Source organism: Pseudomonas sp. WS 5011 (assembly GCF_012985775.1).
In the GTDB taxonomy this organism is placed as follows: domain Bacteria; phylum Pseudomonadota; class Gammaproteobacteria; order Pseudomonadales; family Pseudomonadaceae; genus Aquipseudomonas; species Aquipseudomonas peli.
The window spans coordinates 111286-134411 of record NZ_JAAQXA010000006.1 but is presented as its reverse complement, the minus strand read 5'-3'; the positions used below and the strand labels follow the sequence as shown (position 1 = coordinate 134411).

20 protein-coding genes are annotated in these 23126 nt (G+C 61.9%); 10 read left to right on the top strand and 10 right to left on the bottom strand.

Annotation, left to right across the window (positions count from 1 at the left end):
- Positions 1 to 24: 24 nt before the first annotated feature.
- Genes HBN63_RS08885 through HBN63_RS08875 form a run of 3 tightly spaced genes read right to left on the bottom strand, consistent with a single transcriptional unit; the run spans position 25 to position 2989 of the window.
- Positions 25 to 849 carry a class I SAM-dependent methyltransferase gene (locus HBN63_RS08885; RefSeq protein WP_170049150.1) on the bottom strand — a complete coding sequence of 275 codons (825 nt, stop codon included), beginning with the start codon at positions 847 to 849 and terminating at the stop codon, positions 25 to 27.
- Between the two features lie 13 nt (positions 850 to 862).
- Positions 863 to 2011 (bottom strand): class C beta-lactamase, encoded by a 1149-nt coding sequence (gene ampC, locus HBN63_RS08880; protein WP_170049149.1) that lies wholly within the window; start codon positions 2009 to 2011, stop codon positions 863 to 865.
- Positions 2012 to 2068: 57 nt separating this feature from the next.
- Positions 2069 to 2989, bottom strand: coding sequence for a histone deacetylase (locus HBN63_RS08875; RefSeq protein ID WP_170049148.1), 921 nt, complete (start codon positions 2987 to 2989; stop codon positions 2069 to 2071).
- A gap of 184 nt (positions 2990 to 3173) precedes the next feature.
- Between HBN63_RS08875 and tesB the strand changes: the two genes are divergently transcribed.
- Both tesB and HBN63_RS08865 read left to right on the top strand, forming a co-directional pair.
- Complete coding sequence (tesB, locus tag HBN63_RS08870; protein WP_090255441.1) at positions 3174 to 4043, top strand: acyl-CoA thioesterase II; 870 nt, start codon at positions 3174 to 3176, stop codon at positions 4041 to 4043.
- Positions 4040 to 4627 (top strand): HAD family hydrolase, encoded by a 588-nt coding sequence (locus tag HBN63_RS08865; protein ID WP_289240551.1) that lies wholly within the window; start codon positions 4040 to 4042, stop codon positions 4625 to 4627. The genes tesB and HBN63_RS08865 overlap by 4 nt, the downstream gene beginning before the upstream one ends.
- A gap of 146 nt (positions 4628 to 4773) precedes the next feature.
- Here HBN63_RS08865 and cueR read toward each other — a convergent pair whose 3' ends face one another.
- Positions 4774 to 5172, bottom strand: coding sequence for a Cu(I)-responsive transcriptional regulator (gene cueR, locus HBN63_RS08860; RefSeq protein ID WP_170049147.1), 399 nt, complete (start codon positions 5170 to 5172; stop codon positions 4774 to 4776).
- A 22-nt stretch (positions 5173 to 5194) separates the two neighbouring features.
- The gene (locus HBN63_RS08855; RefSeq protein ID WP_170049146.1) at positions 5195 to 7582 is read right to left on the bottom strand and encodes a heavy metal translocating P-type ATPase; all 2388 of its coding nucleotides are present in this window, start codon (positions 7580 to 7582) and stop codon (positions 5195 to 5197) included.
- Between the two features lie 147 nt (positions 7583 to 7729).
- Here HBN63_RS08855 and HBN63_RS08850 point away from each other — a divergent pair, with 147 nt between their 5' ends.
- The gene (locus HBN63_RS08850; RefSeq protein ID WP_090255433.1) at positions 7730 to 7942 is read left to right on the top strand and encodes a heavy-metal-associated domain-containing protein; all 213 of its coding nucleotides are present in this window, start codon (positions 7730 to 7732) and stop codon (positions 7940 to 7942) included.
- On the opposite strand, the gene HBN63_RS08845 is transcribed toward HBN63_RS08850, so the two are convergent.
- Complete coding sequence (locus tag HBN63_RS08845; protein ID WP_170049145.1) at positions 7929 to 8573, bottom strand: TetR family transcriptional regulator; 645 nt, start codon at positions 8571 to 8573, stop codon at positions 7929 to 7931. The two genes, HBN63_RS08850 and HBN63_RS08845, sit on opposite strands and share 14 nt — an antisense overlap.
- Positions 8574 to 8711: 138 nt before the next feature.
- On the opposite strand from HBN63_RS08845, the gene HBN63_RS08840 reads away from it, so the two are divergent.
- The 3 genes from HBN63_RS08840 to HBN63_RS08830 all read left to right on the top strand — a co-directional run bounded on the left by HBN63_RS08840 (position 8712) and on the right by HBN63_RS08830 (position 14313).
- On the top strand, positions 8712 to 9851 hold the full coding sequence (locus tag HBN63_RS08840; RefSeq protein WP_170049144.1) for an efflux RND transporter periplasmic adaptor subunit: 1140 nt from the start codon (positions 8712 to 8714) through the stop codon (positions 9849 to 9851).
- 12 nt (positions 9852 to 9863) lie between these two features.
- Positions 9864 to 12992, top strand: a complete 3129-nt coding sequence (locus HBN63_RS08835; RefSeq protein WP_160089066.1) for an efflux RND transporter permease subunit — start codon at positions 9864 to 9866, stop codon at positions 12990 to 12992.
- Positions 12993 to 13128: 136 nt separating this feature from the next.
- Positions 13129 to 14313: a multidrug effflux MFS transporter gene (locus HBN63_RS08830; protein ID WP_160089064.1), complete on the top strand. Its 1185-nt coding sequence runs from the start codon at positions 13129 to 13131 to the stop codon at positions 14311 to 14313.
- Between the two features lie 2 nt (positions 14314 to 14315).
- Here HBN63_RS08830 and HBN63_RS08825 read toward each other — a convergent pair whose 3' ends face one another.
- The 4 genes from HBN63_RS08825 to HBN63_RS08810 all read right to left on the bottom strand — a co-directional run bounded on the left by HBN63_RS08825 (position 14316) and on the right by HBN63_RS08810 (position 17997).
- Entirely contained in the window at positions 14316 to 14495 is a 180-nt protein-coding gene (locus tag HBN63_RS08825; RefSeq protein WP_170049143.1) for a hypothetical protein, read from the bottom strand.
- 180 nt (positions 14496 to 14675) lie between these two features.
- A complete protein-coding gene (locus HBN63_RS08820; RefSeq protein ID WP_170049142.1) occupies positions 14676 to 16517 on the bottom strand; it encodes a PAS domain S-box protein in 1842 nt (613 codons plus the stop codon).
- A 159-nt stretch (positions 16518 to 16676) separates the two neighbouring features.
- Positions 16677 to 17693: a zinc-binding alcohol dehydrogenase family protein gene (locus tag HBN63_RS08815; RefSeq protein WP_170049141.1), complete on the bottom strand. Its 1017-nt coding sequence runs from the start codon at positions 17691 to 17693 to the stop codon at positions 16677 to 16679.
- A 10-nt stretch (positions 17694 to 17703) separates the two neighbouring features.
- On the bottom strand, positions 17704 to 17997 hold the full coding sequence (locus HBN63_RS08810) for a putative quinol monooxygenase (protein ID WP_170049140.1): 294 nt from the start codon (positions 17995 to 17997) through the stop codon (positions 17704 to 17706).
- A gap of 104 nt (positions 17998 to 18101) precedes the next feature.
- On the opposite strand from HBN63_RS08810, the gene HBN63_RS08805 reads away from it, so the two are divergent.
- From HBN63_RS08805 to HBN63_RS08790, 4 genes are all read left to right on the top strand, one after another.
- Positions 18102 to 19019 carry a LysR family transcriptional regulator gene (locus HBN63_RS08805; RefSeq protein WP_170049139.1) on the top strand — a complete coding sequence of 306 codons (918 nt, stop codon included), beginning with the start codon at positions 18102 to 18104 and terminating at the stop codon, positions 19017 to 19019.
- Positions 19020 to 19101: 82 nt separating this feature from the next.
- A complete protein-coding gene (locus HBN63_RS08800; RefSeq protein ID WP_160089054.1) occupies positions 19102 to 19488 on the top strand; it encodes a DUF2946 domain-containing protein in 387 nt (128 codons plus the stop codon).
- A gap of 112 nt (positions 19489 to 19600) precedes the next feature.
- The gene (locus HBN63_RS08795; RefSeq protein ID WP_170049138.1) at positions 19601 to 21646 is read left to right on the top strand and encodes a TonB-dependent receptor; all 2046 of its coding nucleotides are present in this window, start codon (positions 19601 to 19603) and stop codon (positions 21644 to 21646) included.
- Positions 21643 to 23082, top strand: coding sequence for a hypothetical protein (locus HBN63_RS08790; protein WP_170049137.1), 1440 nt, complete (start codon positions 21643 to 21645; stop codon positions 23080 to 23082). Before HBN63_RS08795 ends, HBN63_RS08790 begins: the two co-directional genes overlap by 4 nt.
- The last annotated feature ends 44 nt before the right edge of the window (positions 23083 to 23126 follow it).

Sequence of the window (23126 nt, the reverse complement as noted above, 5' to 3'; positions counted from 1 at the left end):
CAGTCGCTGTTGTCCACCTGCAGGTTAGCCGACCTTGACCGCCTGCAGCGTATAGCTCAACGGCAGCCTTTCCGGCTGGTTATCCAGCCGCCACTCACCATCCTCGCCCAGGCTCATCTGGCCCGGCAGGGCTTCCCAGGGCAGGCTGGTGTGCTCTTCCAAGGCCGTCAGGCGCATGCCGTGGCGCAGCAGCGCGGTGATGATTTCGCCCAGGCCGTGGTTCCATTCGTGGGTGGTGGTGGCGGTCAGCTTGCTGTCGCTTGCCACATAGCTGTATTCGTCATTCCAGACCTGCGGCTCGCTGTGTTCAAAGTAGGAATGGACCATCTGCAGAGCATCTTGGCAGTCCTGGTCGAGCGTCATCAGTACGGGATGCATCTCGCGCAGAAACAGCCGTCCGCCGGGCTTGAGTAGGGCGGCGACATTGCGCGCCCAATCATCAATCTGCGGTAGCCAGTTCAGCGCGCCGATGCCCGTATAAACCAGGTCAAACGAGTGCGCGCCGAGCGCCTTGGCCGCGTCGTACACAGAGGCTTCGACAAATTCGATCTGCTCACCGCAGCTGCTCGCCAGTAGGCGAGCTTGCTCCAACGAGGCTGCAGAGAAATCCAGACCGCTTATCTGCGCACCCAGACGGGCCAGCGACAGGGTGTCGGTGCCGATATGACACTGCAGGTGCACCGCGCGCAGGCCATGGATATCGCCGAGGCGCGGTAGATCAAAGCGCACCACTTCGGATAAGTGCGTGGGCGAGGCGATAAACAGCTGAACCTGGTAATCGGGCGACGCTGCATGCAAGGCGGCGCGCTCATTCCAGTTAGCTTGGTTCAGGGCAAACGAGTCATCCATGACAGGATTCCATTCAGTGTGTGGGGGGCTTATCCAACGCGCTCAGTATGGCGTGGGCGGCCTTGATTCTGGCAGCGTTGGGGTAGTTCTTGTTGGCCAGCATTACAAGGCCGAGGTTCTGACTGGGGACAAACACCGCGTAGGCGCCGAAGCCGCCGGTTGAGCCGGTTTTATTGAACAGGCTGTCGCTTGGCTCACTTTCCAGTGGTGGGAGACGTGTAGCGGGTTGCGACTCCAGGGCCATGGCCGGGGAGTTGCCGGCCTGCAGGCGCTCCAGGCTGATCGGGTAGGGGTAACGCTCCCAGCCGAGGCCCTGGGTCATCTCGCCGACGCGGTAATAGCCGGTGTGGGTCATGGCGATTGCGCGCTGCAGGTCTTTATTCAGGCCGGCAGGATTCAGGTTGGCCTGGACAAAACGCAGCATGTCCCGGGCGTTGGTTTTCACCCCGTAGGCTTCGGCGTCGAGCATGCCCGGGGTGACGCGCAGCGGCTGGTTGTCCTTGCTGTAGCCGAAGGCATAGCGTGGCAGCTGTGCTGTCGGCACCTGGATATAGCTGTGCGACATGCCGAGCGCGGGGAACAGCGTGCCCTCCATCAAGGTGGGGAACGGCTGGCCCATGCTCTTGGCGGCGAGCATGCCGAGCAGGCCGATGCTGGGGTTGGAATAGCGCCGGTGTGTGCCCGCCGCGTATTCAGGCTGCCACTGGCGGTAGTAGGCGAGCATGCTGGCCGGGTCGGCCACGCTGTCAGGGAACTGCAGCGGCAGCCCGCCGGCGGTGTAGGTGCCGAGGTTGAGCAAGCTGGCGTGTTCCAGCTGGCTGCCTTGCAGCTCGGGCCAGTGCAGGCCGGCGCTGTCGGCGAGGGTCACCTTGCCGGTAGCCTGGGCCAGGGCGGCGAGGGTGGCGGTAAGCGGTTTGCTCAGCGAGCCGATTTCAAACAGTGTGTCGCTGGTTACCGCTTGCTGGTCGTCCAGGCGCGCCACGCCGTAGTTGAAGTAGTGCGCCTGGCCGTTGTGCGTGATCGCCACGGCCATGCCGGCAATATCGTGTTCCGCCATCAGCGGGTGGATGGTCTCGTCTACCAGCGACTGCAGTGTGTCGTCGGCCTGGGCGGCAGTGGCGAATGCCAGTGCTGCCAGCAGGGTGCTGAGTTTTGCGTACATGCTGTGTGAAAGTCCTTGGCAGTAGAGGTGGGCGATATGACAGCGCGTGTGCAGGTTTTATCCCAGCCCGCGCGTTTGCCAGACCTTGGCCGCACTGTGATGCAGTATGCCGTGGCGGCGGGCCAGGGCCATGCGGTCCTTGTCGTAGCCCCCGCCGATCAGCCCGGCCACGGGAATATCGCGGCTCAGGCAGTGGTTGAGTACGGCTTCATCACGGGCAGCGATGCCTGCATCCGTCAGGTTGAGATAGCCGAGGGCATCGTGCTGGTGCACATCGACCCCGGCGTCGTAGAGCACGATATCCGGCTGGTACAGCGGCAGCAGGTAGTTGAGGCTGTCGTTGACCACCTTGAGGTAGTCGTCATCGCCCATACCGTTGGGCAGGGGAATGTCCCAGTCGCTGGCGGCCTTGCGCGCCGGGTAGTTCTTCTCGCAGTGCAGCGACACGGTGATCGCTTCCGGGGTGTTCTCAAGCAGGCGCGCGGTGCCATCGCCCTGATGCACGTCGCAGTCGAAGATCAGCACGCGCTGGGCCTTGCCGCTGGCCAGCAGGTACTGGCTGATCACTGCCAGGTCATTGAAGATGCAGAAGCCGGCCGGGTGGTCGTAATGCGCATGGTGGGTGCCGCCGGCCAGGTGGCAGGCTAGACCGTGTTGCAGCGCTTGCTCCGCCGCCAGCAGCGAGCCACCCACGGCGCGAATGGTGCGCTGCGCCAGGGCGGCACTCCAGGGCAGACCGAGGCGGCGTTGTTCTTCATACGCCAGTTCGCCGCTGGCGAAACGCTGGATATAAGTCGGACAGTGGGCCAGGGCGAGTACGTCGGTGGGGCACAGTTCAGGGCGCAGCAGTTCGGCATCGGTGTTCAGGCCGCTTTCCACCAGGTGATCGCGCAGCAGGCGAAACTTCTCCATGGGGAAGCGGTGGTTGGCCGGGAAGGGCGGGCTGTAGTCGTCGTGATAGACCAGCGGCAGGCGCATGGGGGCGGGCTCGGGCGGAAGTGGCCAAAGTATGGCGGCAGGCTCTGCTTGCGCTCAAGCTCCGCGCTCGATTGGCTAGAATGCTGCCATTATTGTCCACATCCATCTTTCAGTCGGGCCGACAAGCGTTGGCAAAGTCTTTACCATCTCGCCCCCAGCCAGATGCGTTAACAGGAGAGCATGCATGAGTCAGGTGTTGAATGAGTTGGTCGCCCTGCTGACCCTGGAAACCATCGAAGAGAATTTGTTCCGCGGCGTCAGCCAGGACCTCGGCTTTCGCCAGCTGTATGGCGGCCAGGTGCTCGGCCAATGTGTATCGGCAGCCAGTCAGACGGTCGAGGCCGCGCGCCATGTGCATTCCATGCACGGCTACTTCCTGCGCCCCGGCGATGCCACGTTGCCGGTGGTGTATCAGGTTGAGCGCGTACGCGATGGCGGCAGTTTCAGCACGCGGCGGGTGACGGCGATCCAGAAGGGTAAGCCGATCTTTACCTGCAGCGCGTCGTTCCAGTTTGATGAAGAGGGCTTTCATCACCAGAACAGCATGCCGGACGTGCCGGGGCCTGAAGGCCTCAAATCGGAAACCGAACTGGCGCGCCTGGTGGTGGATGCCTTGCCGGAGCGCATGCGTGAGCGCGCGGTAAGCGATAAACCGATCGAGATCCGTCCTGTCACCCTGAGCAACCCGTTTGCACCCAAACCCAGCGAGCCTGTCAAGCATGTATGGTTCCGTGCGGCTGGGGAACTGCCGGATGACCCTCAGCTGCACAAGTACCTGTTGGGTTACGCCAGCGACTTCAACCTGCTGACCACCTCGATGCTGCCGCATGGCGTGTCGGTGTGGCAGAAGTTCATGCAGGTCGCCAGCCTCGACCACTCGCTGTGGTTCCACGGTAACCTGCGCATGGACGACTGGCTGCTCTACAGCATGGACAGCCCTTGGGCTGGTAACGCCCGTGGCTTCTCCCGTGGCAGCATCTTCAACCGGCAGGGCCAATTGGTTGCCTCGGTTGCCCAGGAAGGGCTTACCCGAATCCGTGAGGATTGGAAGTGACTTTGCGCAGTGCGAAGCACTGGGTATTCGATATGGACGGCACTCTGACCCTGGCGGTGCACGACTTCGAGGCCATCAAGCGGGCGCTGGATATTCCATTAGCTGAAGACATTCTTGGCTATCTGGCGTCGTTGCCTGAGGCGGTGGCTGCGGCCAAACATGCCTGGCTGCTGGAGCATGAGCGTGAACTGGCTTTGGCCTCGCAGCCAGCCCCCGGGGCGATTGAGCTGGTGCGCGAGCTGCGTGGGCGTGGTTGCCGGCTTGGCATTCTCACCCGCAACGCCCATGAACTGGCGCTGCTGACCCTGCGCGCCATCGGTCTGGACGACTGCTTTGCCGTGCCGGACGTGATTGGCCGTGACGAGGCGCCGCCCAAGCCTGATCCGGGTGGCCTGCTGCATTTCGCTCGCACCTGGCAGGTTGCACCGAGCGAGCTGGTGATGGTGGGTGACTACCGCTTTGACCTGGAGTGTGCCCGCGCTGCTGGCGCGCGCAGCGTGCTGGTCAACCTGGCGGAAAACCCCTGGCCGGAGTTGGCTGACCATTTCGCGGTAGATTGCCGGGCGTTGCAGCAGGCGATCTAAGAGCCTGTTTACGATCTGCTGCGCGTCGGCCATCCGGCGTAAAAACAGCCTCGGAATGCTCATTTACAGCTCGTAAACTCCGCTTCCTCGGCTGTTTTTGCCTTGTCTGGCTCTAGCTCGCGAGATCGTAAACAGGCTCTAAACCTTCAATGACAACAGCCGGACTCCAGATCCTTGAGGATCGGGCAGTCCGGTCGGTCGTTGCCCTGGCAGTTGTCCATCAACTCCTTGAGGGTGTCGCGCAGGCCGCTGAGTTCGCTGATCTTGCGTTCCAGCTCGTTGATATGGGCAGCGGCCAGGGCTTTCACATCGGCACTGGCGCGTTGGCGGTCCTGCCACAGGGCCAGTAGCTGGCTGACTTCGGCCAGGGAAAAGCCCAGATCGCGCGAGCGTTTGATAAACGCCAGGCGATGCAGGTCCTGCTGGCTGTACTGACGGTAACCGCTTTCGCTGCGGCCGGCCTCGGGCAGTAGGTCGATACTTTCGTAGTAGCGAATCATCTTGGCGCTAAGGCCGGTTTTCTTGGCGGCTTGGCCGATGTTCATGGTTTTTCTCCTGGCCGGCGGCTTATTCGTGGTCCTTGGGCTTCCAGGTTTTCAGCAGCAGAGCATTGCTCACCACGCTGACGCTGGACAACGCCATGGCGGCGCCGGCGAGCATCGGGTTAAGCAGACCGGCGGCGGCCAGCGGAATGCCGACCAGGTTATAGGCGAAGGCCCAGAACAGGTTCTGGCGGATCTTGTTGTAGGTGCGTCGGCTGATATCCAGGGCGTCGGCCACCAGGCGTGGGTCGCCGCGCATCAGGGTGATGCCGGCGGCGTGCATGGCCACATCGGTGCCACTGCCCATGGCGATGCCGACATCGGCAGCGGCCAGCGCTGGCGCGTCGTTGATGCCGTCGCCGACCATGGCCACCACCGCGTCTTTCTTCAGCTCAGAGATGATCGCCGCCTTGTCCGCCGGCAGCACTTCGGCATGCGCGGCACTGATGCCCAGGGCTTCGGCCACGGCTTTGACGCTGCCGGGGTTATCGCCGCTGATCAGATGACTGGCAATGCCTTGGGTGGTCAGCGCGGCGATGGCCTCGGCAGCTCCTGGTTTAAGTGTGTCGCCAAAGGCGAACAGGCCGAGTACCTGCGGTTGCGGCGCCAACTCCAGCAGCCAGGACAGGGTGCGGCCTTCGGCCTCCCAGACCAGGGCGTCGGTTGCCAGTTCATCGTGGTGCAGAAAGTGTTCTTCGAGCAGGCGCTTGTTGCCCAGGGCCAGTTGCTGCTCGCCGATCTGCCCGGCGATACCACGCCCGGCCAGCGCCTTACTGTGGCTGACGTCGGCGAGGCTCAGTTGTTGTTCTGTGCACTGATCCAACACTGCCTTGGCCAGCGGATGTTCGCTGCCGCGCTGCAGGGCGCCGGCCAGTTGCAGTAGCTCGGTCGTGTTGCCATCGACCGCGCGCAGGTGGGCGATACGCGGCGCGCCGGAGGTCAGGGTGCCGGTCTTGTCGAACGCCACCAGGGTTACCGAATGGGCGACTTCCAGGGCTTCGGCATCCTTGATCAGAATGCCATGGCGCGCCGCCACGCCGGTACCGGCCATAATCGCCGTGGGCGTCGCCAGGCCAAGGGCGCAGGGACAGGCGATTACCAGCACTGCTACGGCATTGAGCAGCGAGGTTTCGATACCCACGCCAAGCAGCAGCCAGCCGAGCAGGGTGGCCAGAGCGATCAGCAGCACACTGGGCACGAAGACCTGGCTGACTTTATCCACCAGCTTCTGGATCGGCGCTTTCGCTGCCTGTGCATCTTCGACCAGGCGAATAATTCGTGACAGCACGGTTTCCGCGCCGAGGGCGGTGGTTTCCACCAGCAGGCGGCCTTCGCCGTTGATTGCCCCTGCCGTGACGCTATCACCCGGCTGTTTGGGTTGTGGCAGGCTTTCGCCGCTGATCAGGGCTTCGTCGGCATGACTTTGGCCTTCGCGAACCAGGCCATCGACCGGGAAGCGCTCACCGGGCTTGACCACGATGGCGTCACCCGGTTGCAGCTCACCCAACGCCACCCACTGTTCGGTGCCATCGCGCAGGCGCAGGGCGCGTTCCGGACGCAGCGCCTGCAGGGCGCGGATGGCGCTGCTGGTCTGGCGTTTAGCGCGGCTTTCCAGGTATTTGCCGAGCAGAATCAGCGTGATGATCACTGCTGAGGCTTCGAAATACAGATGCGGCATGCTGCCAGCCGGGCTTGCCGCCCACTGATACAGGCTTAGGCCGTAGGCGGCGCTGGTGCCGATGGCCACCAGCTGGTCCATATTCCCGGCACGGGCGCGCAGGGCGCTCCAGGCCGCGCGGTAGAAGCGCGCACCGAAGATGAATTGCACCGGTGTGGCCAGGGCGAATTGCAGCCAGGCCGGTAGCATCCAGTGCAGGCCGAAGGGTTCGACGAGCATGGGGATGACCAGCGGTACGGTCAACACAATGGCCAGCAGCAGGGCCCAGCGCTCGCGCTGCAGATGCCGCTCAGCCGTTGGTTGGGCCTGGGTTGCATCGTCCAGCACGCTGGCGCGGTAGCCGGCCTGGCTGACGGCCTGCAGCAAAGCGTTGTTATCTGTGCCACGCAGCACCTGCAGCTGCGCCCGCTCGCTGGCCAGGTTGACGCTGACCGAGAGCACGCCCGGTTGCTGCGCCAGGGCGCGTTCGATACGCCCCGCACAGCTAGCGCAGGTCATGCCGGAAAGAGCCAGCTCCAGACGCTCGCTGGGTACTTGATAGCCGGCTGCGCTAACGGCATTTACCAACTGTTCCAGGCTGTCAGCGGGCGCTTCGACGCGGGCCTGTTCACTGGCCAGGTTGATGCTGACGCTGGCGACATCCGCCACCTTGGCCAGGGCGCGTTCGACCCGCCCGGCGCAGCTGGTGCAGGTCATGCCGCTGATAGGCAGGTTGAAGGTAGTGAGGCTGGACATGGGTGGTCCTCTATTGAGTTCCAGCACAGGATCAACCTTGCCATGCGGGTAAGGTCAAGCCGTTATATCCCTTGACCTTACGCTTATGGCAAGGGCAACACTCAGCTAACCGTTTATCATGCGGTTTATTAATTCAGGAGGTTGTTTATGCAAGTGTCTCAAGTTCACGCATTCCGGGTTGATGGCATGACTTGCCAACATTGCGTCAAAACCATCACCGAGGCGCTGTTGGCCTGTGATCCGGCGGCGGATGTGAAAGTGAAATTTCCCGGCGGTGAGGTGCGGGTGAGCAGCAGCATGCCGGTGGATCAGTTGATGGTGGCCATCGTTGAACAGGGCTACGGGGTTAGCCTGGCGTAAGCACGGTTGCGTCTGGCCAATCGCGGATCAGCCCACGAAAGCAGGCATCGATCATCGGCGCAGCATCGTTGAGCGGATCGAACAGATTGGGGTCGCGTAACCAATCGTGGAATAAACCGACAATCAGCGCGTGCACAGCCCTCGCTGCAAGGCGCGGACTCAACCCAGGGTGCAGCCGTGATGCGACGGACGGTGCACTGAACTGCTGTTCGCAGAGCGCGATAAACAGATTGATAAAGGCTTCGTGGCGTTCTTCGGCCTCGCGCAGCTCTTCGGTGAACTCACATCGGCGCAGCAAAATCGTGAAGATGCGGCGTTTTTGTTGATCGCGCGCCAGGTTTTCGATGGCCTCGATGCATAGCTCTCGCAGGGTCATGAGCGGGTCGTGAGCCGGGCAGCCGCGCAATCGCTCGGCCAATTGCTCGGGCGGCAGACGAACTTGGCCGAGCATGGCGTTGAACAGATCCGCCTTGTTGGCAAAGTGCCAATACACCGCGCCGCGCGTCACCCCTGCATGCCGGGCGATGTGCTCCAGGCTGGTGTGCGCCACACCTTTTTCCAAAAACAGCGTTTCGGCGGCCTCAAGGATGGCGCAACGGGTTTTCTCGGCTTCTTCTTTGGTTCGACGCATGGCAGTAGGCGTATTTCTGGCTAGGCTCAGGACAAAGTGTAATGAACTTATGGGTAATGTTCTATTTACAAACACTCGTGTATGTAACTAGCATTGCCGGTCTCAAACGTTGCACCTTGCGTTTATTCGGAGACATCCATGCTTTTTCCCCGTCGCCTGCCGGTCGCTGCCGGTTCCTTGCTGTTGGCTTTTTGGGCCGCCCCGTTGTTTGCTGCCGACGCTGCGCCAGCGCCCGAGGTGGTGGTCGAAACCGTGAAGGCCGAGGCGTTGCCGCTGGAGCTTGAATATTCCGCGCGCACTGCCGGCTTCCGCGAAGTGCAGGTGCGGGCTCAGGTCAGCGGCATTCTGCAGGAGCGGACTTACCTGGAAGGTAGCCAGGTCAAGAAAGGCCAAGTGATGTTCCGCATCGACCCGCGCACCTACCAGGCCGCCCTAAGCCGTGCCAAGGGTGCGTTGGCGCAAGAGCAGGCGCGCTATCGGCAGACCGAGCGTGACCTCAAACGCATCCGCGAACTGCAGAAAAAGGGCTTTGCCAGCGAAAGTGAATTGGATAATGCCATCTCCAATTTCGAGCAGAGCAAGGCGAATATCCAGGCCGCCGAGGCCGAGGTGCAGTCCAAGCAGATTGACCTCGACTACACCACGGTAAAAGCGCCGATCTCCGGTATCACCAGTAAGGAAACCGTGTCCGAAGGCAGCCTGATGGTGGCCGGCGATCCGAGTGCCAGCCTGCTGAGCAATATCACCCAACTGGACCCGATTTACGTCAACTTTGCCGCCCCGGATTCCGATGTGGAAAGCGTGCGCAGTGGGCTGCAAAACGGCAGCCTGGTGCTGCCGGAAGACGGCAAGATGAGTGTGCAGATCAAACTGGGTGACGGCAGTGTTTACCCACTGGAAGGCAAGGTGGACTTCACCGATAGCCTGGTGGATCGCGGCACCGGTACCGTCAGCGCGCGCGCTGTGGTACCTAACCCGGATCAGACGCTGTTGCCGGGTCAGTTCGTCCGGGTGCAGGTCAAAGGCCTGAGCATTCCCAATGCCATGACCCTGCCAGAGCGCGCGATTGCCCAGGGCCCAGGCGGAACATTTGTCTATGTGGTGGACGATGGCGGTGTTGCGCGTAAGCGTCAGGTCACCACCGGGCATACGGCTAAAGGCCGCTGGGTGATTGTGTCCGGTATCAGCGCTGGCGATCGGGTGATTGTCGAAGGCCTGCCGAAAGTGCGTCCAGACAGCCCCGTCAAAGTTGTTGCCCCTGCCACCAGCCAATCCTAAGGAGCGTACCCGGTGATCTCACGCTTCTTTATCGACCGCCCGGTATTTTCCGCGGTCATCTCGATCATCATCGTGCTAGCGGGCCTGATGGCCATGCGCTCGTTGCCGATCGCCCAGTACCCACAGATCCTGCCACCGCAGGTGTCGGTTAGCGCCAGCTACGCCGGTGCCAGCGCCCAGGTGATTGCTGAAACAGTGGCAGCGCCGCTGGAGCAGTCGATCAACGGCGTGGAGGGGATGATCTACCAGCAGTCCAACTCCGGCGGCAACGCCATGAGTCTGTCGGTGTACTTCGAGGTAGGCCGCGACCCCGACCAGGCCACTATCGACGTCAACAACCGGGTGCAGGCTGCACTGGCCAAACTGCCGGAAGAAGTGCGCCGGCAGGGCGTCAAGGTGCAGAAGAAGTCTTCGGACATTCTTCAGGTGGTCACCCTGTACTCGCCGGATGGTTCGCGCGACCCGGTGTATATCAGCAACTATGCGCTGATCAACGTGATCGACGAACTCAAGCGTCTGCCAGGCGTGGGTGATGTCAGCCAGTTCGGCTCGAAAGACTATTCCATGCGCATCTGGCTGCGTCCGGACAAGCTGGCGCAGTACAACCTGACGCCGACCGATGTGGTCAATTCGATCCGTGAGCAAAACTCGCAGTTCGCCGCCGGCAGCTTCGGCCAGCAGCCGCTCAAGCAGAAGCAGGATTTCACCTACACGGTGACCACCCAGGGCCGGTTCACCGACCCGAAAGAGTTTGAGAACGTCATCCTGCGCACCGATGACACCGGTGCCAGCCTGCTGCTCAAGGACGTTGCACGGATCGAACTGGGTGCTCAGGACTACTCGCTGATGACCTCGCTCAACGGTCAGCAGAACGCTGCTTTCGGTGTGTACCTGCAGCCCGGCGCGAATGCTCTGGACACTGCCGAGGCAGTGAGCAAGACGCTCGACCGTCTGTCGAAAAACTTCCCCAGCGGCATGACCTATAAAGTGCCGTACGACACCACCAAGTTCGTTCAGGTGTCGATTGATGAAGTGATCAAGACCTTCTTCGAAGCCTTGATCCTGGTTGTGCTGGTGGTGTTTATCTTTCTGCAGAACTGGCGCGCCACGCTGATCCCGGTGCTGGCAATTCCCGTTTCGCTGGTCGGTACTTTCGCCGGCATGTACATGCTCGGGTTCTCGATCAACCTGCTGACCCTGTTCGGCATGGTGCTGGCCATCGGTATCGTGGTGGACGACGCCATTGTGGTGATCGAAAACGTCGAGCGGGTAATGGCCACCGACAAGATCGGCCCGCGTGAAGCGACCATCAAGGCCATGGAAGAAGTGACCGGGCCGATCATTGCCATCGTCCTGGTGCTCTGCGCGGTATTCGTGCCGGTGGGCTTCCTCGGCGGCCTGGCGGGGGAGATGTATAAACAGTTCGCCATCACCATTGCCGTGTCGGTGGTGATCTCCGGTATCGTCGCCCTGACTCTGAGCCCGGCGCTCTGTGCATTGTTGCTCAAGCCTGGGCATCACGAGCCGGCGGCACCATTCCGCGCCTTCAACCGGGTCTTCGACAAACTGACCAATGGCTACACCGCAGGTGTGCGTTTCTTCCTCAAGCGTTCGGCGGTCGGGTTGTTGCTGTTCGGCGCGATGATCGCGGTGATGGTGCTGCTGTTCAACCGGGTGCCCAGCTCCCTGGTGCCCAATGAAGATCAGGGCTATGTGATCAACGCTTACTTCCTGCCGCCTGCCGCGTCGCTGACCCGCACCGAGAAACTCACCGGTGACGTGACCCAGCAGTTGATGGCGCACCCAGCGGTGCAGGATGTAGTGACCTTCGCCGGCTTCGACGTGCTGACCTTCGGCACCCGCAGCAACGCAGGGGTGTCCTTCGTGCCGCTGAAAGACTGGAGTGAGCGCACCACGCCTGAATTGGACGCGCGTAACCTGACCGGTGAATTTATGGGTATGGGCGCCGCGCAGAAGGACGGCGTGGTACTCAGCTTCAACCCGCCACCGATCACCGGTATGAGCACCACCGGCGGTTTTGAAGGCTTTATTCAGGACCGCAGTGGCGGCACCACTGCCGAACTGGCGGCCAAGGTTCAGGCCTTCCTCGCCGCCGCCGCGAAGCGCCCTGAGCTGGCAGGGGTGCAGAGCACCTTCAGCGCCAACGTGCCGCAATACTTTATCGATCTGGACCGGACCAAGGCGCGCGCCCTGGGTGTGGCAGTGAATGATGTATTCACCGCCATGCAAGCGACCTTTGGTAGCTACTACGTCAACGATTTCAGCCTGTATGGCCGTACCTTCCAGGTCAGCCTGCAGGCCGAAGCGGAGTTCCGCAGCAAGCCAGAAGATTTGTCCCAGGTCTATGTGCGCGCGGGCAGTGGCGAGCTGGTATCGCTGGCCAGCCTGGTCAAGGTTGAGCGGATTCTCGGCCCGGATACCTATGCACGCTTCAACGTCTACCCAGCTGCGAAGATCCTTGGCGGGCCGGCACCTGGCTACAGCTCAGGTCAGGCGCTGAGCGCGATTCAGCAAGTGGCGGATGAGGTGCTCGGTAGCGATTACAGCATCGGTTGGACCGGCTCGGCTTTCCAGGAAGTGGCATCGCAAGGTTCGGGCAGCAGTGCCTTTATCTTCGGCCTGATCATGGTGTTCCTGATCCTCGCTGCCCAGTATGAACGCTGGACCCTGCCGCTGGCCGTGGTTACTGCGGTGCCGTTTGCGGTGTTCGGGGCGATTCTCGCGGTGTGGCTGCGCGGCATCGAGAACGACCTGTACTTCCAGGTTGGTCTGGTGACCCTAATCGGCTTGGCGGCGAAGAACGCCATTCTGATCGTCGAGTTCGCCGTGCTCTGCCGGCATCAGGGCATGGGCATCTTTGAGTCGGCACTGGAGGCCTCGCGCCTGCGGTTCCGTCCGATCATCATGACTTCGCTGGCCTTCATTCTCGGTGTTGTGCCGTTGGCGATCAGCTCGGGCGCAGGCTCGGCGAGTCGTCACTCAATCGGCACCGGGGTAATCGGCGGGATGATGGCGGCAACCTTCCTGGCGATCTTCCTGATTCCGATGTTCTACCTGTTGGTGGAATCGTTGGCAGAGAAGGTCGGCAAGGGCCGGAAAAAAGCCGACACCTCCATTTGATGTTCTGGCTTTAACGTGGGGCGTAGGTTGGCTTGCAGCGCAAGTCAGCCGGCGCCTTTTTTGCTTTCCTGGGTTCACTCCGAGCAGGCCATATGCGCTGAGCCTGCCTCTGTTACCACTTCTTGTCTGGAAACCCATGCCGTTACGTCTTTTGTTGGTTCTCGGTGCATTAAGCGCTTTTGGCCCGTTGGCTATCGATTTTTACCTGCCGAGCTTCCCAACCTTGGCACGTGCATTTGCCACGGATGTGGAGCACGTGCAGCTGTCGTTGGCAGCCTACTTTGCTGGCCTGGCCATCGGTCAACTGGCCTACGGCCCACTGGCAGACCGCTTTGGTCGGCGTAAACCTCTGCTGGTCGGCGTCATGCTGTTCAGTCTGGCATCACTGGCCTGTGCCCTGGCGCCCAGCCTGGAATGGCTCATTACTGCACGCTTTGTACAGGCCCTGGGCGGTTGCGCCGGGATGGTGGTATCGCGGGCGGTGGTGCGCGACCTGTGTGATCCGATCAGCTCGGCCAAGGTGTTTTCCCAGCTGATGCTGGTGATGGGCCTGGCGCCGATTCTCGCGCCGCTGGGCGGTGGGTTGCTGCTCAGTACACTGGGTTGGCCATCGATTTTTATCTGCCTGACGCTGTTCAGCTTTATCTGCCTATTGGCCGTGGCAAGGTGGTTGCCGGAAACCCTGGCCAAAGACGCACCGCCTGCGCCTTTGCGTGGCGCGTTGGGGGAATACAGGCGGCTGTTCGCTGACTTGCCGTTTCTGGGGTACGCGTTGACCGGCGGCTGTGCGATTGCCGGGATGTTTGCTTATATCGCCGGCTCGCCATTCGTATTTATCGAGCTGTATGGCATCCCCGCCGAACATTACGGTTGGCTGTTCGGCAGCAACGCCCTGGGCTTTATTCTGGTTGCGCAGCTGAACGCCTGGCTGGTGGCGCGGCACGGACCGGCGTACTGGCTAGGTAAGACCGTGTGGTTCTACCTGGCTTGTGGTCTGGCGCTGCTACTGGTGGCACTGGCCAAGCCACAGGCCTTGTGGCCGCTGCTGATTCCCTTGTTCGGCTGCATTGCCAGCTTGGGCATTCTTCTGCCCAACGCCTCGGCCTGCGCCATGGCGGGGCAGGGTAGCCATGCCGGCAGTGCGTCAGCGCTGCTGGGTAGCCTGCAATTCGTTATTGCTGCCAGTGCCGCCGCCATGGTTGGTGTCTTGCATGACGGCAGTGCCTGGCCGGTTGCCGTGGTGATATTCGGCTGCGGGGTCTTGGCCGTGAGCTTTTCCCTCTTCACCCGTTGGGTCGAGCGTGGTGTGGGCCGCGCTTAGGCTCAGCTGGCCGCCCGCCGTTGTGCCACAGGCAATTCATGTGGCGCACTGAGGCGTGCTTGCAGGGTGCTGACAAACTGGCGTGCTTCGCTTTCACTGCGAAAGGTCACACTCTGCTTACCTAAGCAGACTTGCCAGCCGGGACCTGCAGCCGTTTTGACCGGTTGGATCATGACATTCATCGCCGAGCCTCCTCTGTAAGAACCCGTTATGAACCCTCGGTGGCTGTCAACGCCCAGGCATTGCCTGGCTACAGCGCGAGCGGTGGTAATTAGGTTTTCGGAGAAGCCAGTCTAGTTGCTCGGTATGAACTTTCATTGACCTGTAACAAATCAATCACCGCTGACCTGCCGTCGGGCAGATCAACTCACCCGTGTGGCACTGAACTGCACGGCGAGCCCCGCCAGGCGAGTGAACTCAGTAACCAGGGCGATATCGGCTGCGCTGGGTCGGGTTGGTTGTGGGTAGTAGATGCCAAAGGTGCCCAGCACCTGACCATTGTCATCTTTGAATGGCAGTGACCAGCAGGCGTGCAGACCAGCAGCCAGGGCAACGTGTTGGTAATCGCGCCAATAGGGGTGCTGGCTGAGGTCTTCGGCGATCACCAACTCGCCACTCGCGGCCGCATGCCCGCATGAACCCACTTCCAGCGCGGCTTCAACGCCCTCGATGGCTTGGCAATAGGCGTCCGGCAAACTCGGTGCGGCACCTATACGCAGGCGCTGATGCTCGTCGAGCAGCATGATCGACACGCGCATCTGCGGCTGCAGGCTTTCCAGGCGCCGGGTGATGCCGCTGAGAATGTTGCACAGTGGGTGCAGCCCCAGCAGTTCGTCGAGTACCGCATTCCGGGCCTGCTGCAGGTGTTGCGTCTGATAGCGCTCATGCACGTCGTGCAGGCTGCCGTGTAGCGTGTGTTCGAGCTTGCTCAGATTCAGCTGCAATTCAACCTGCCGAGCTTCACCCTTGTGGGTAAGCAATTGGCACTCCAGTCGCAGACTGTTGAGCTTACCGCTGCGCAGTTCTTCCAGGCGTTGGCGCACAGTGGTCTGACTCAGTTCGGGCATAAAACGGTGCAGTGGGCTGCCCAGGCTTTCATGGATGGGGTAGCCGCTGATTTCTTCCCAGGCGGGGTTGAGGAAACTCAGCTTGTCGTCGGCATCGGTGATAAAAATCGCATCGCCGAGGTGCTCGACCAGCGAGCGGTAGCGGCTCTCGCTGACCTGCAATTCGCTGTCGATTTTCTTCTGTTCGGTGAGGTCGATATCGACGCAGTACAGCTCCAGCTGATCCAGGCTGTTGCGCAGCATCAGGTGGCTGGAATAGACCCACACCAGGCTGCCGTCCTTGCGCTGTAACTGCACCTCAGCCGCCGGGATTGGCGAGCCACCGAGTTGCCACTGGTTGATCGCGCTGGCCACTTTACTGCGTGCGGGAAGCGGCACGATCAGCTCTTCCAGGCGCCGTCCCATCACCTCATGCACAGCGTAGCCGTAGAGCAGGGTGCTGGCCTGGTTCCAGTAAATCACCCGGCGTTCGCGGTCATAGCCCTGTACGGCAATCCGTGGCGTCTGTTCGAACAGCAGGCGAAAGCGCTGCTCGCTTTCGCGCAGGGCACTTTCATCACGTTTCTGCGCGCTGATGTTTTGCACGGTGCCAAAGATGCGGCCATCAGCGTCGGCTTCGCCGCGCAGCATCAACCAGGTGGTCTGCTGGGGGTTGGGTTGCAGCAGACGTGCGCTGACCATCATGCGGTGGTGGTCATCGAGCAGGGCATGCAGAGCACGTTGCACGGCAGCGCGTTCGGCAGGGTGCAGCCAACTGAGCAGCTGTTCAGGAGCGCACGGTGGGCTGTCAGCATTGCGGCCTAGCAGGCAGAGGGCTTCCTCGCTCCAATGAAAGCCGTCGCGGTACTCCCAACTGCCCAGGCCGGCGTTACGTTGGGTGTGGTGCAGCAGGCGGCTTTTATCGGTGAGTTTTTCCAGTAATTGGCGCTGCGCCAGGCGATCACGCTGGCTGACAAAGAAGATCAGCCCGGTGCTGAGCAAGATGAACAGCAGGCCTTTGCCTGTTTGCAGCTCAGCCATCAGTTCACTGTCCCTGACCAGAGCATGCAGCAGGTAGTCGCTGCCGAAAATCCACAGGGTGCTGAACAGGATATATACGCCAGCCAGGCGCAGTGGGCCTTGAAGATCGGGTTGCATCCCTTACCGCCAATGGCAAGCCAGGTTGAAAGAGTTGAGTGGGAAATTGCCCCTGCAACGGCAATGTAATGAGTCTAGCTGGCCGCTTATCGAATGCAGGGTGCGTGATAAAAAAGCTGCCCGGCTCACGCGGAACGTGAACCGGGGAGTGCCGCGCCGTTAAAACCCCTCGAGAACGATCTTGCCTTTGGCTGTCCCGCTCTCCAGCAGCGCATGCGCGCGGCGCAGGTTGGTGGCGTTGATGCTGCCGAAGTGCTCGCCCAGGGTGGTGCGCAGTGTGCCGGCATCCACCAGTTCGGCCACCCGATCCAGCAGGCGATGCTGCTCGATCATGTCGGCGGTCTCGAACAGCGAGCGGGTAAACATCAGTTCCCAGTGCAGCGACAGGCTTTTGCGCTTGAGCTGCATGATGTCCAGTGGCTGCTCCGGGTCATCGATCAACGCCAGACGGCCTTGCGGTGCCAGGGCTTCGACCAGTTGCGCGAAGTGCTGGTCGGTCTGGGTCAGGCTGGCGACGTGCGTGACCTGATTGATGCCGATGCGTTGCAGCTCTTCACTCAGCGGCTGACGATGGTCGATCACATGGTGCGCGCCCAGCTCGCGGACCCAGGCTTGAGTTTCCGGACGGGAGGCGGTACCGATCACGGTCAGGCCGGTGAGTTTGCGGGCCAGCTGCACCAGAATCGAACCAACGCCACCAGCGGCGCCGACGATCAGCAGGCTCTGGCCCAGGTCAGTGTTGCCCTGAGTGATCTGCAGGCGCTCGAACAGCAGCTCCCAGGCGGTGATCGCGGTCAGCGGCAGGGCGGCGGCTTCGGCAAACGGCAGGCTGTTGGGCATGTGCCCGACGATGCGCTCATCCACCACATGCAGTTCGCTGTTGGCCCCTGCACGGTTGATTGCCCCGGCGTAGTAAACCTGATCGCCGGGCTGGAACAGGCTGACCTCGCTGCCCACCGCTTTGACGATACCGCTGGCATCCCAGCCCAGTACCTTGGCGTCGCCGTCGGTTGGGGCGACGTTACGGCGGATTTTGGTGTCCACCGGGTTGACTGAAATGGCCTTGACCTCGACCAACAGATCGCGCGGACCGGGGGTTGGAGTCGGCAGGTCAACATCCTGCAGGGCGTCGGTGTGGTCGGCGGGCAGGGAGTGGTAATAAGCGACAGCTTTCATAAAGGGCTCCTTAGACAATGCGTTGCATCAGTTGATGATCGACCTGTTCCAGCAGGTTGCCGCAGGTTTCGCCGAAGTGCAGAAAGTGCGCGGTCTGCTGGTGCGCGCTGAGAGCGGCGGCGTCCTGCCATTGTTCAACCATGATGAAGCGGTTGGGCTGCTCCTTATGCAGGTGCAGGTTGTATTGCAGGCAACCGGCTTCGGCCTGGCTAGGCGGCACCAGCTGGCGCAGACCGGCTTCAACCGCCTCGGCATGGCCGGGGCGTGCGGTGATGGTGGCAATCAAAGTCAGTGGCGTGGTCATGGCGGACTCCGGTTCAAGTGCTGCACATGCTCGGTTATTTGATTGACGAGAAAAACAGGCGGCTACTAGAGTCTCTTTCAATACTTTTTTGAAAATGAGCCGCCATGCTGCGTTTTGATGATCTGCAGTTGTTTGTCACCACCGCTGACCTGGGCAACCTGTCAGCCGCCGCCCGGCGCCTGGACATTTCCCCGGCGGTGGCCAGCGCTGCGCTTAAGCGCTTGGAGCAGCAACTGGACGTTCGCCTGTTCAGCCGCTCCACCCGCAGCCTGCGCCTGACTCCCGAGGGCGAGCTGTTTCTCGGCCATGCGCGCCTGGCCTTGCAGAGTCTGGATGACGGCCGGCAGCGGCTGGCCGGTAGCAAGGTCGGTATCAGTGGACCGTTGCAGCTTTCTGCACCGTCGGATTTCGGTCGCAATACCTTGCTGCCTTGGTTGGATGAGTTTCAGCTGGCGCACCCGCAGGTGCAGCTGCGCCTGCTGCTGGGCGATCGCGTGGCCGATCTGTTTCGCGAGCCGGTGGACATCGCCCTGCGCTACGGCGCACCGGAGGACTCCAGCCTGGTCGCCTTACCAGTGGCCGCGTCCAACCGCCGCGTGTTGTGCGCCGCACCGCAGTACCTGCACAAGCACGGAACGCCGCAAACGGTCGATGAACTGAGCGAGCACAACTGCCTGCTCTATATGCTCGGTGGGCGGCTGCATGACCGCTGGCGCTTCAGCGACGGCAAGCGCGAGCAGGGCATCAGCGTCAAAGGTGACCGGGTCAGTGACGATGCCGACGTAGTTCGGCGCTGGGCCGTCAGCGGTGCCGGGCTGGTCTACAAATCCTGGCTGGATGTAGCTGGCGATGTACGTGCCGGACGGCTCCAGGTGCTGCTAACTGAGCTGCGCGGCGAGCCGACACCGCTCAACCTGATCTGCGCGCACCGCGCGCAACTGAGTAAGCCGGTGTTGTTGCTGCGTGAGTTTGTGCAAATTCGCTGCGCGGAGTTGTTGGCGCAGGCACCCTGGCCGAACTAAGATTGCCGCCAGCGCGCTGCGGCAATCCATCGCAGTGCGGCTGTGTCACATGCGCCCCGGAGCAATGCTAGAGTCGCGCCCCATGAAAATGACCCGTACTGACCGTCGCCTGCTGGCCTGGATGCTGTATTTCAGCGTTCTGTTCAGTGCGTTCGCCTGCAGTATCGGTCACGGCCAGATGGCTGGCCTGCAGCTCAGCGGGCTGGGTAGCCAGTACTGCTCCTTTGAGGGCAACTTCGGCGCCGGTGCTGATCTGGAAGGTTCCGGTGTGGTGGCGCCCAATCCTGCCACCGGTTCCGGTTGCTCCCTGAGTTCCACCTTCAGTGCGATCATCCTGGCGGCGTTCTTCGGCCTGCTGGGCCTGCTGGCGCCCAGTCGCGCGCCCCTGCTGACGTTCTTCTTCACCCCGCGACCTGTCCGCTACCTCTGGCCCTCGGCCAACCCCCGCGCATCCCCCGTTCTGGCTTGAGTTGCTGTTGCTGCGGCCGCATTTGCGGCCGCGCTGATCACTTGAAACCAGATAAAAAACCGCGTCTGTCGGTGCTTGAAGAGCGCCCGACGGACCGAAGTTGGGGAAGTCCATGCGTCAGATATCCGTATTCAGCCTGTTGGCTGTCAGCATCAGCTTGGCCAGTTCTGCCTATGCCGAGCAGCTAAAACTGGAAGACAGCACCATCGTCGGTAAACAGCAGGGCGATGCCACTGCGCCGACGATTGCCGAGAAGCGCGCCGAGTTTGCGCGGATTCCCGGTGGTGCCAGTGTCGTCGATGCCGAAACCTACAAGACCGGCCGCGCCAGCTCGCCGCAGGATGCTTTGGGCCAGGCCACCGGTGTGTACATTCAGTCGCGCTCCGGCGCCGAGGAATCGCGTCTGTCGATCCGTGGCTCTGGCTTGCAGCGCACCTTCCACCAGCGCGGCATCCTGCTGATGCAGGACGGCGCGCCACTCAACCTGGCGGATGGCAGTGGTGACTTTCAGGCCATTGAGCCGATTGCCCTGGATCATATCGAGGTCATGCGCGGCGCCAACGCCTGGCGCTATGGCGCTGCCAACCTGGGTGGTGCGATCAACTTTGTCACGCCCACCGGCAAGACCGCGCCCACGGTGCAGCTGCGCACCGAAGCGGGCAGTTTCGATTACCAGCGCATCTTCGGGGCGGTGGCTGAAGACTTTGGCGACTGGGATGCCTACCTGAGTTTTTCCGATTATTCCCAGGACGGTTTTCGCGATCACGCGCGTCAGGAAAACCAGCGCTATTTCGCCAATATCGGCGGGCGTATCAATGAGCGCCTGTCGACCCGCTTTTATATCAGCCATGTGGAAACCGATTCGGAAATCCCCGGCAGCCTGACCAAGGCGCAGCTGCGGCGTAACCCTGAGCAGGCCGCGCTGAGCACGGTGACCGGCGATAACAAGCGCGACTTCACCCTCAACCGCATCGGCAATATCACCACCCTGCAACTGGACGGCGGGCACAGTCTGGAGCTGTCGAGCTTCTACAGCGAGAAATCGCTGTGGCACCCGATATTCCAGGTGCTGGAAGTCGACAGTGAAGATGTCGGCGTACGCCTGACCCACAAGTGGCAGAACACGGATGGCTGGCGCTGGAGCGGTGGCGTGGAAGCGCTGCAAGGCCGTAACCAGGCAGAAAACTACGTTAACGTGCGCGGTAAACGCGGCAACCTGGTGGACCGTCAGGTGCAGACGGCGCGCAGCCTGAATGCCTTTACCGAGCTGGAAGTGCCGCTGGCCGAGGACTGGGCGCTGATCGGCGGACTGACTTGGTTGCACAGCGAACGCGATATCGATGACAAACTGAAAATTGCGTTCAATCCGGCCAATCAGCCGGTTGGTTTTCGCGATGACTCCTTTACCAAGAGCTACAGCGCGCGCATCGGCCGGATCGGTCTGCGTCATGACCTGGCCGACGGTGTGCAGCTGTTCACAAACCTCAGCCAAAGTTACGAGCCGCCGACTTTCAGTGAGCTGACCGGGGGCGCCATCGTCACCGAGAACGAGGCGCAGAAGGCCACCACCCTGGAGGCGGGTATGCGCTTCACCCAGGGTAATCTGGACCTGGACCTGGCGGTGTACCGCAGTGAAATTCGCGACGAGCTGCTGGGTTATGTCAATCCGCAAGCCCCGACTCGGATTATCACCACCAACGCCGACCGAACCGTGCACCAGGGCATCGAGTTCGGTGGTGCCTGGCAGCTGGGTGAGGTGGTGTTGCGCGGCCAGTACCTGCTCAATGACTTCCGCTTCGATAACGACCCGGCTTACGGCAATAACCGGATTGCTGGGGTGCCGAGCCAGTTCCTTAAAGGGGAAGCGCTGTGGCAGCGCAATGGCTGGTACGCCGGCCCAACCGTCGAGTGGGTGCCGGTGCACTACGCCGCCGACCACGCCGAGTCGCTGTATGCCGAAGCCTATGCGATCTGGGGGCTGAAGGGCGGCTATCGTCCACGTGAAGGTCTGGGCTTCTTCGTCGAGGGGCGCAACCTCTCCGACAAAACCTATATCGCCACCACCGGCGTTGTGGCCAATGCCCGTGGTCAGGATGCAGAGCTGTTTATGCCCGGTGACGGTCGCAGCCTGTATGTCGGCCTGGAGTGGAAGCTTTGACGGCGGCCCTGCAAGCACAAGAGCTACCGCGCCTGACCTGGCGCCAGCGCCTGCTGCGGCTGATGCCGTGGCATAAGCGCCTGGCGCTGCTGGCCTGCCTGGGCATCTTCAGCTGGGCGGGCAGCGGCATGCTGCACCCGCTGATGGGCTACCTGCAGCCGCGTCCGCAAACTATGGGCACACCGCAACAGGTGTTGCCGCTGGATAACCTGCGCAGTCCTGCGCAGGTGCTCGGCGCTGCGGGTGTTGCCCAGGTGCAGGGCTTGCGCCTGCTGGTGCTGGCCGGTGAGCCGTATTACCAGGCGCGTCTGGCTGGCGAACTGCAGCCGCGTTACTGGCATGCACGCAGTGGTCAGGCGGTCGAGCTGGCCGCTGCCCATGCCGAGAGCCTGGCACGGCATTACCTGGGCCGCGACGAGCCGCTGGCTTACGCCGGCAGCATCGAGCGGTTCACCGGTGAATATGCCTTTATCAACCGCCTGCTGCCGGTGGCGCGGGTCGACACCCAGCGGGATGACGCGTTGCGCCTGTATGTTGACCTGTTCCATGACCGCCTCGGCACCCTGGTGGACGAGCGCAAGGCCTGGTTCAGTGCGTTCTTCCAGACGATGCACAGCTTTCGCTGGCTGGATGCGGCAGGACCGCTACGGCCGTTACTGATGCTGGTGTTGCTGGTCTCGATTGTCTCGGCGACGCTGTTCGGTGTGGCGCTGTTTATTGCCCGCCGGCGTGCCCGTACCTTTAACCGCCGGCTGCATGGCTGGTGGGGGCTGGGCTTGGCATTGACGACGTTGAGCTTTGCCAGCAGCGGTGCCTGGCACCTGTTGCACAAGCAAGGTGCGCAGCCCTGGCCAGCGCCGTTTGTGCCGAGCTTTAACGTGGCCGAGCTGGACAAGGCACCGGCGGCCGACTGGCTGCTGGCCGGTGAAGAGCTGTACATGCTCAGCCTGCTTGAACTCGACGGCAAGCCGATCTGGCGCGCCCAGGGGCAGCAGTTCGCCAGTATGTCCAGCCTGCATTACCTGGATGCTCAGGGCCGTGAGCTGGGCAATGACACCCCACGCCGTTATGCCCAGCAGCGCCTCGATCATTACGCCCAGACCCTGGGGCTGGGTGAGGCGCAGACGCTCACGCTGCAGCACAGCTTCGACCATGAATACGGCTTCGTCTTCAAACGCCTGCCGGTGTTCAAGGCCAGCTATGCCGATACGCACAACACCGCGCTGTTTATTGACCCACTGGACGGTGCCCTGGCCAGCCGCGTGCAGGATGCCGACCGTGCGGAAGGTTGGGGGTTTGCCTACCTGCACAAGTGGGAATTTCTCGCAGGCTTAGGCAATGGCTACAAGCACCTGCTGCTGGGCATCGTCGCGTTGGCGCATGTGCTGTTGGCGCTGGTGGGCCTGAGCCTGCTGCTCCGAGGGCAGCACCGATGAACCGCTGCCGATCCATCACTGACTGTGGCCATGCCTGGAGCTGA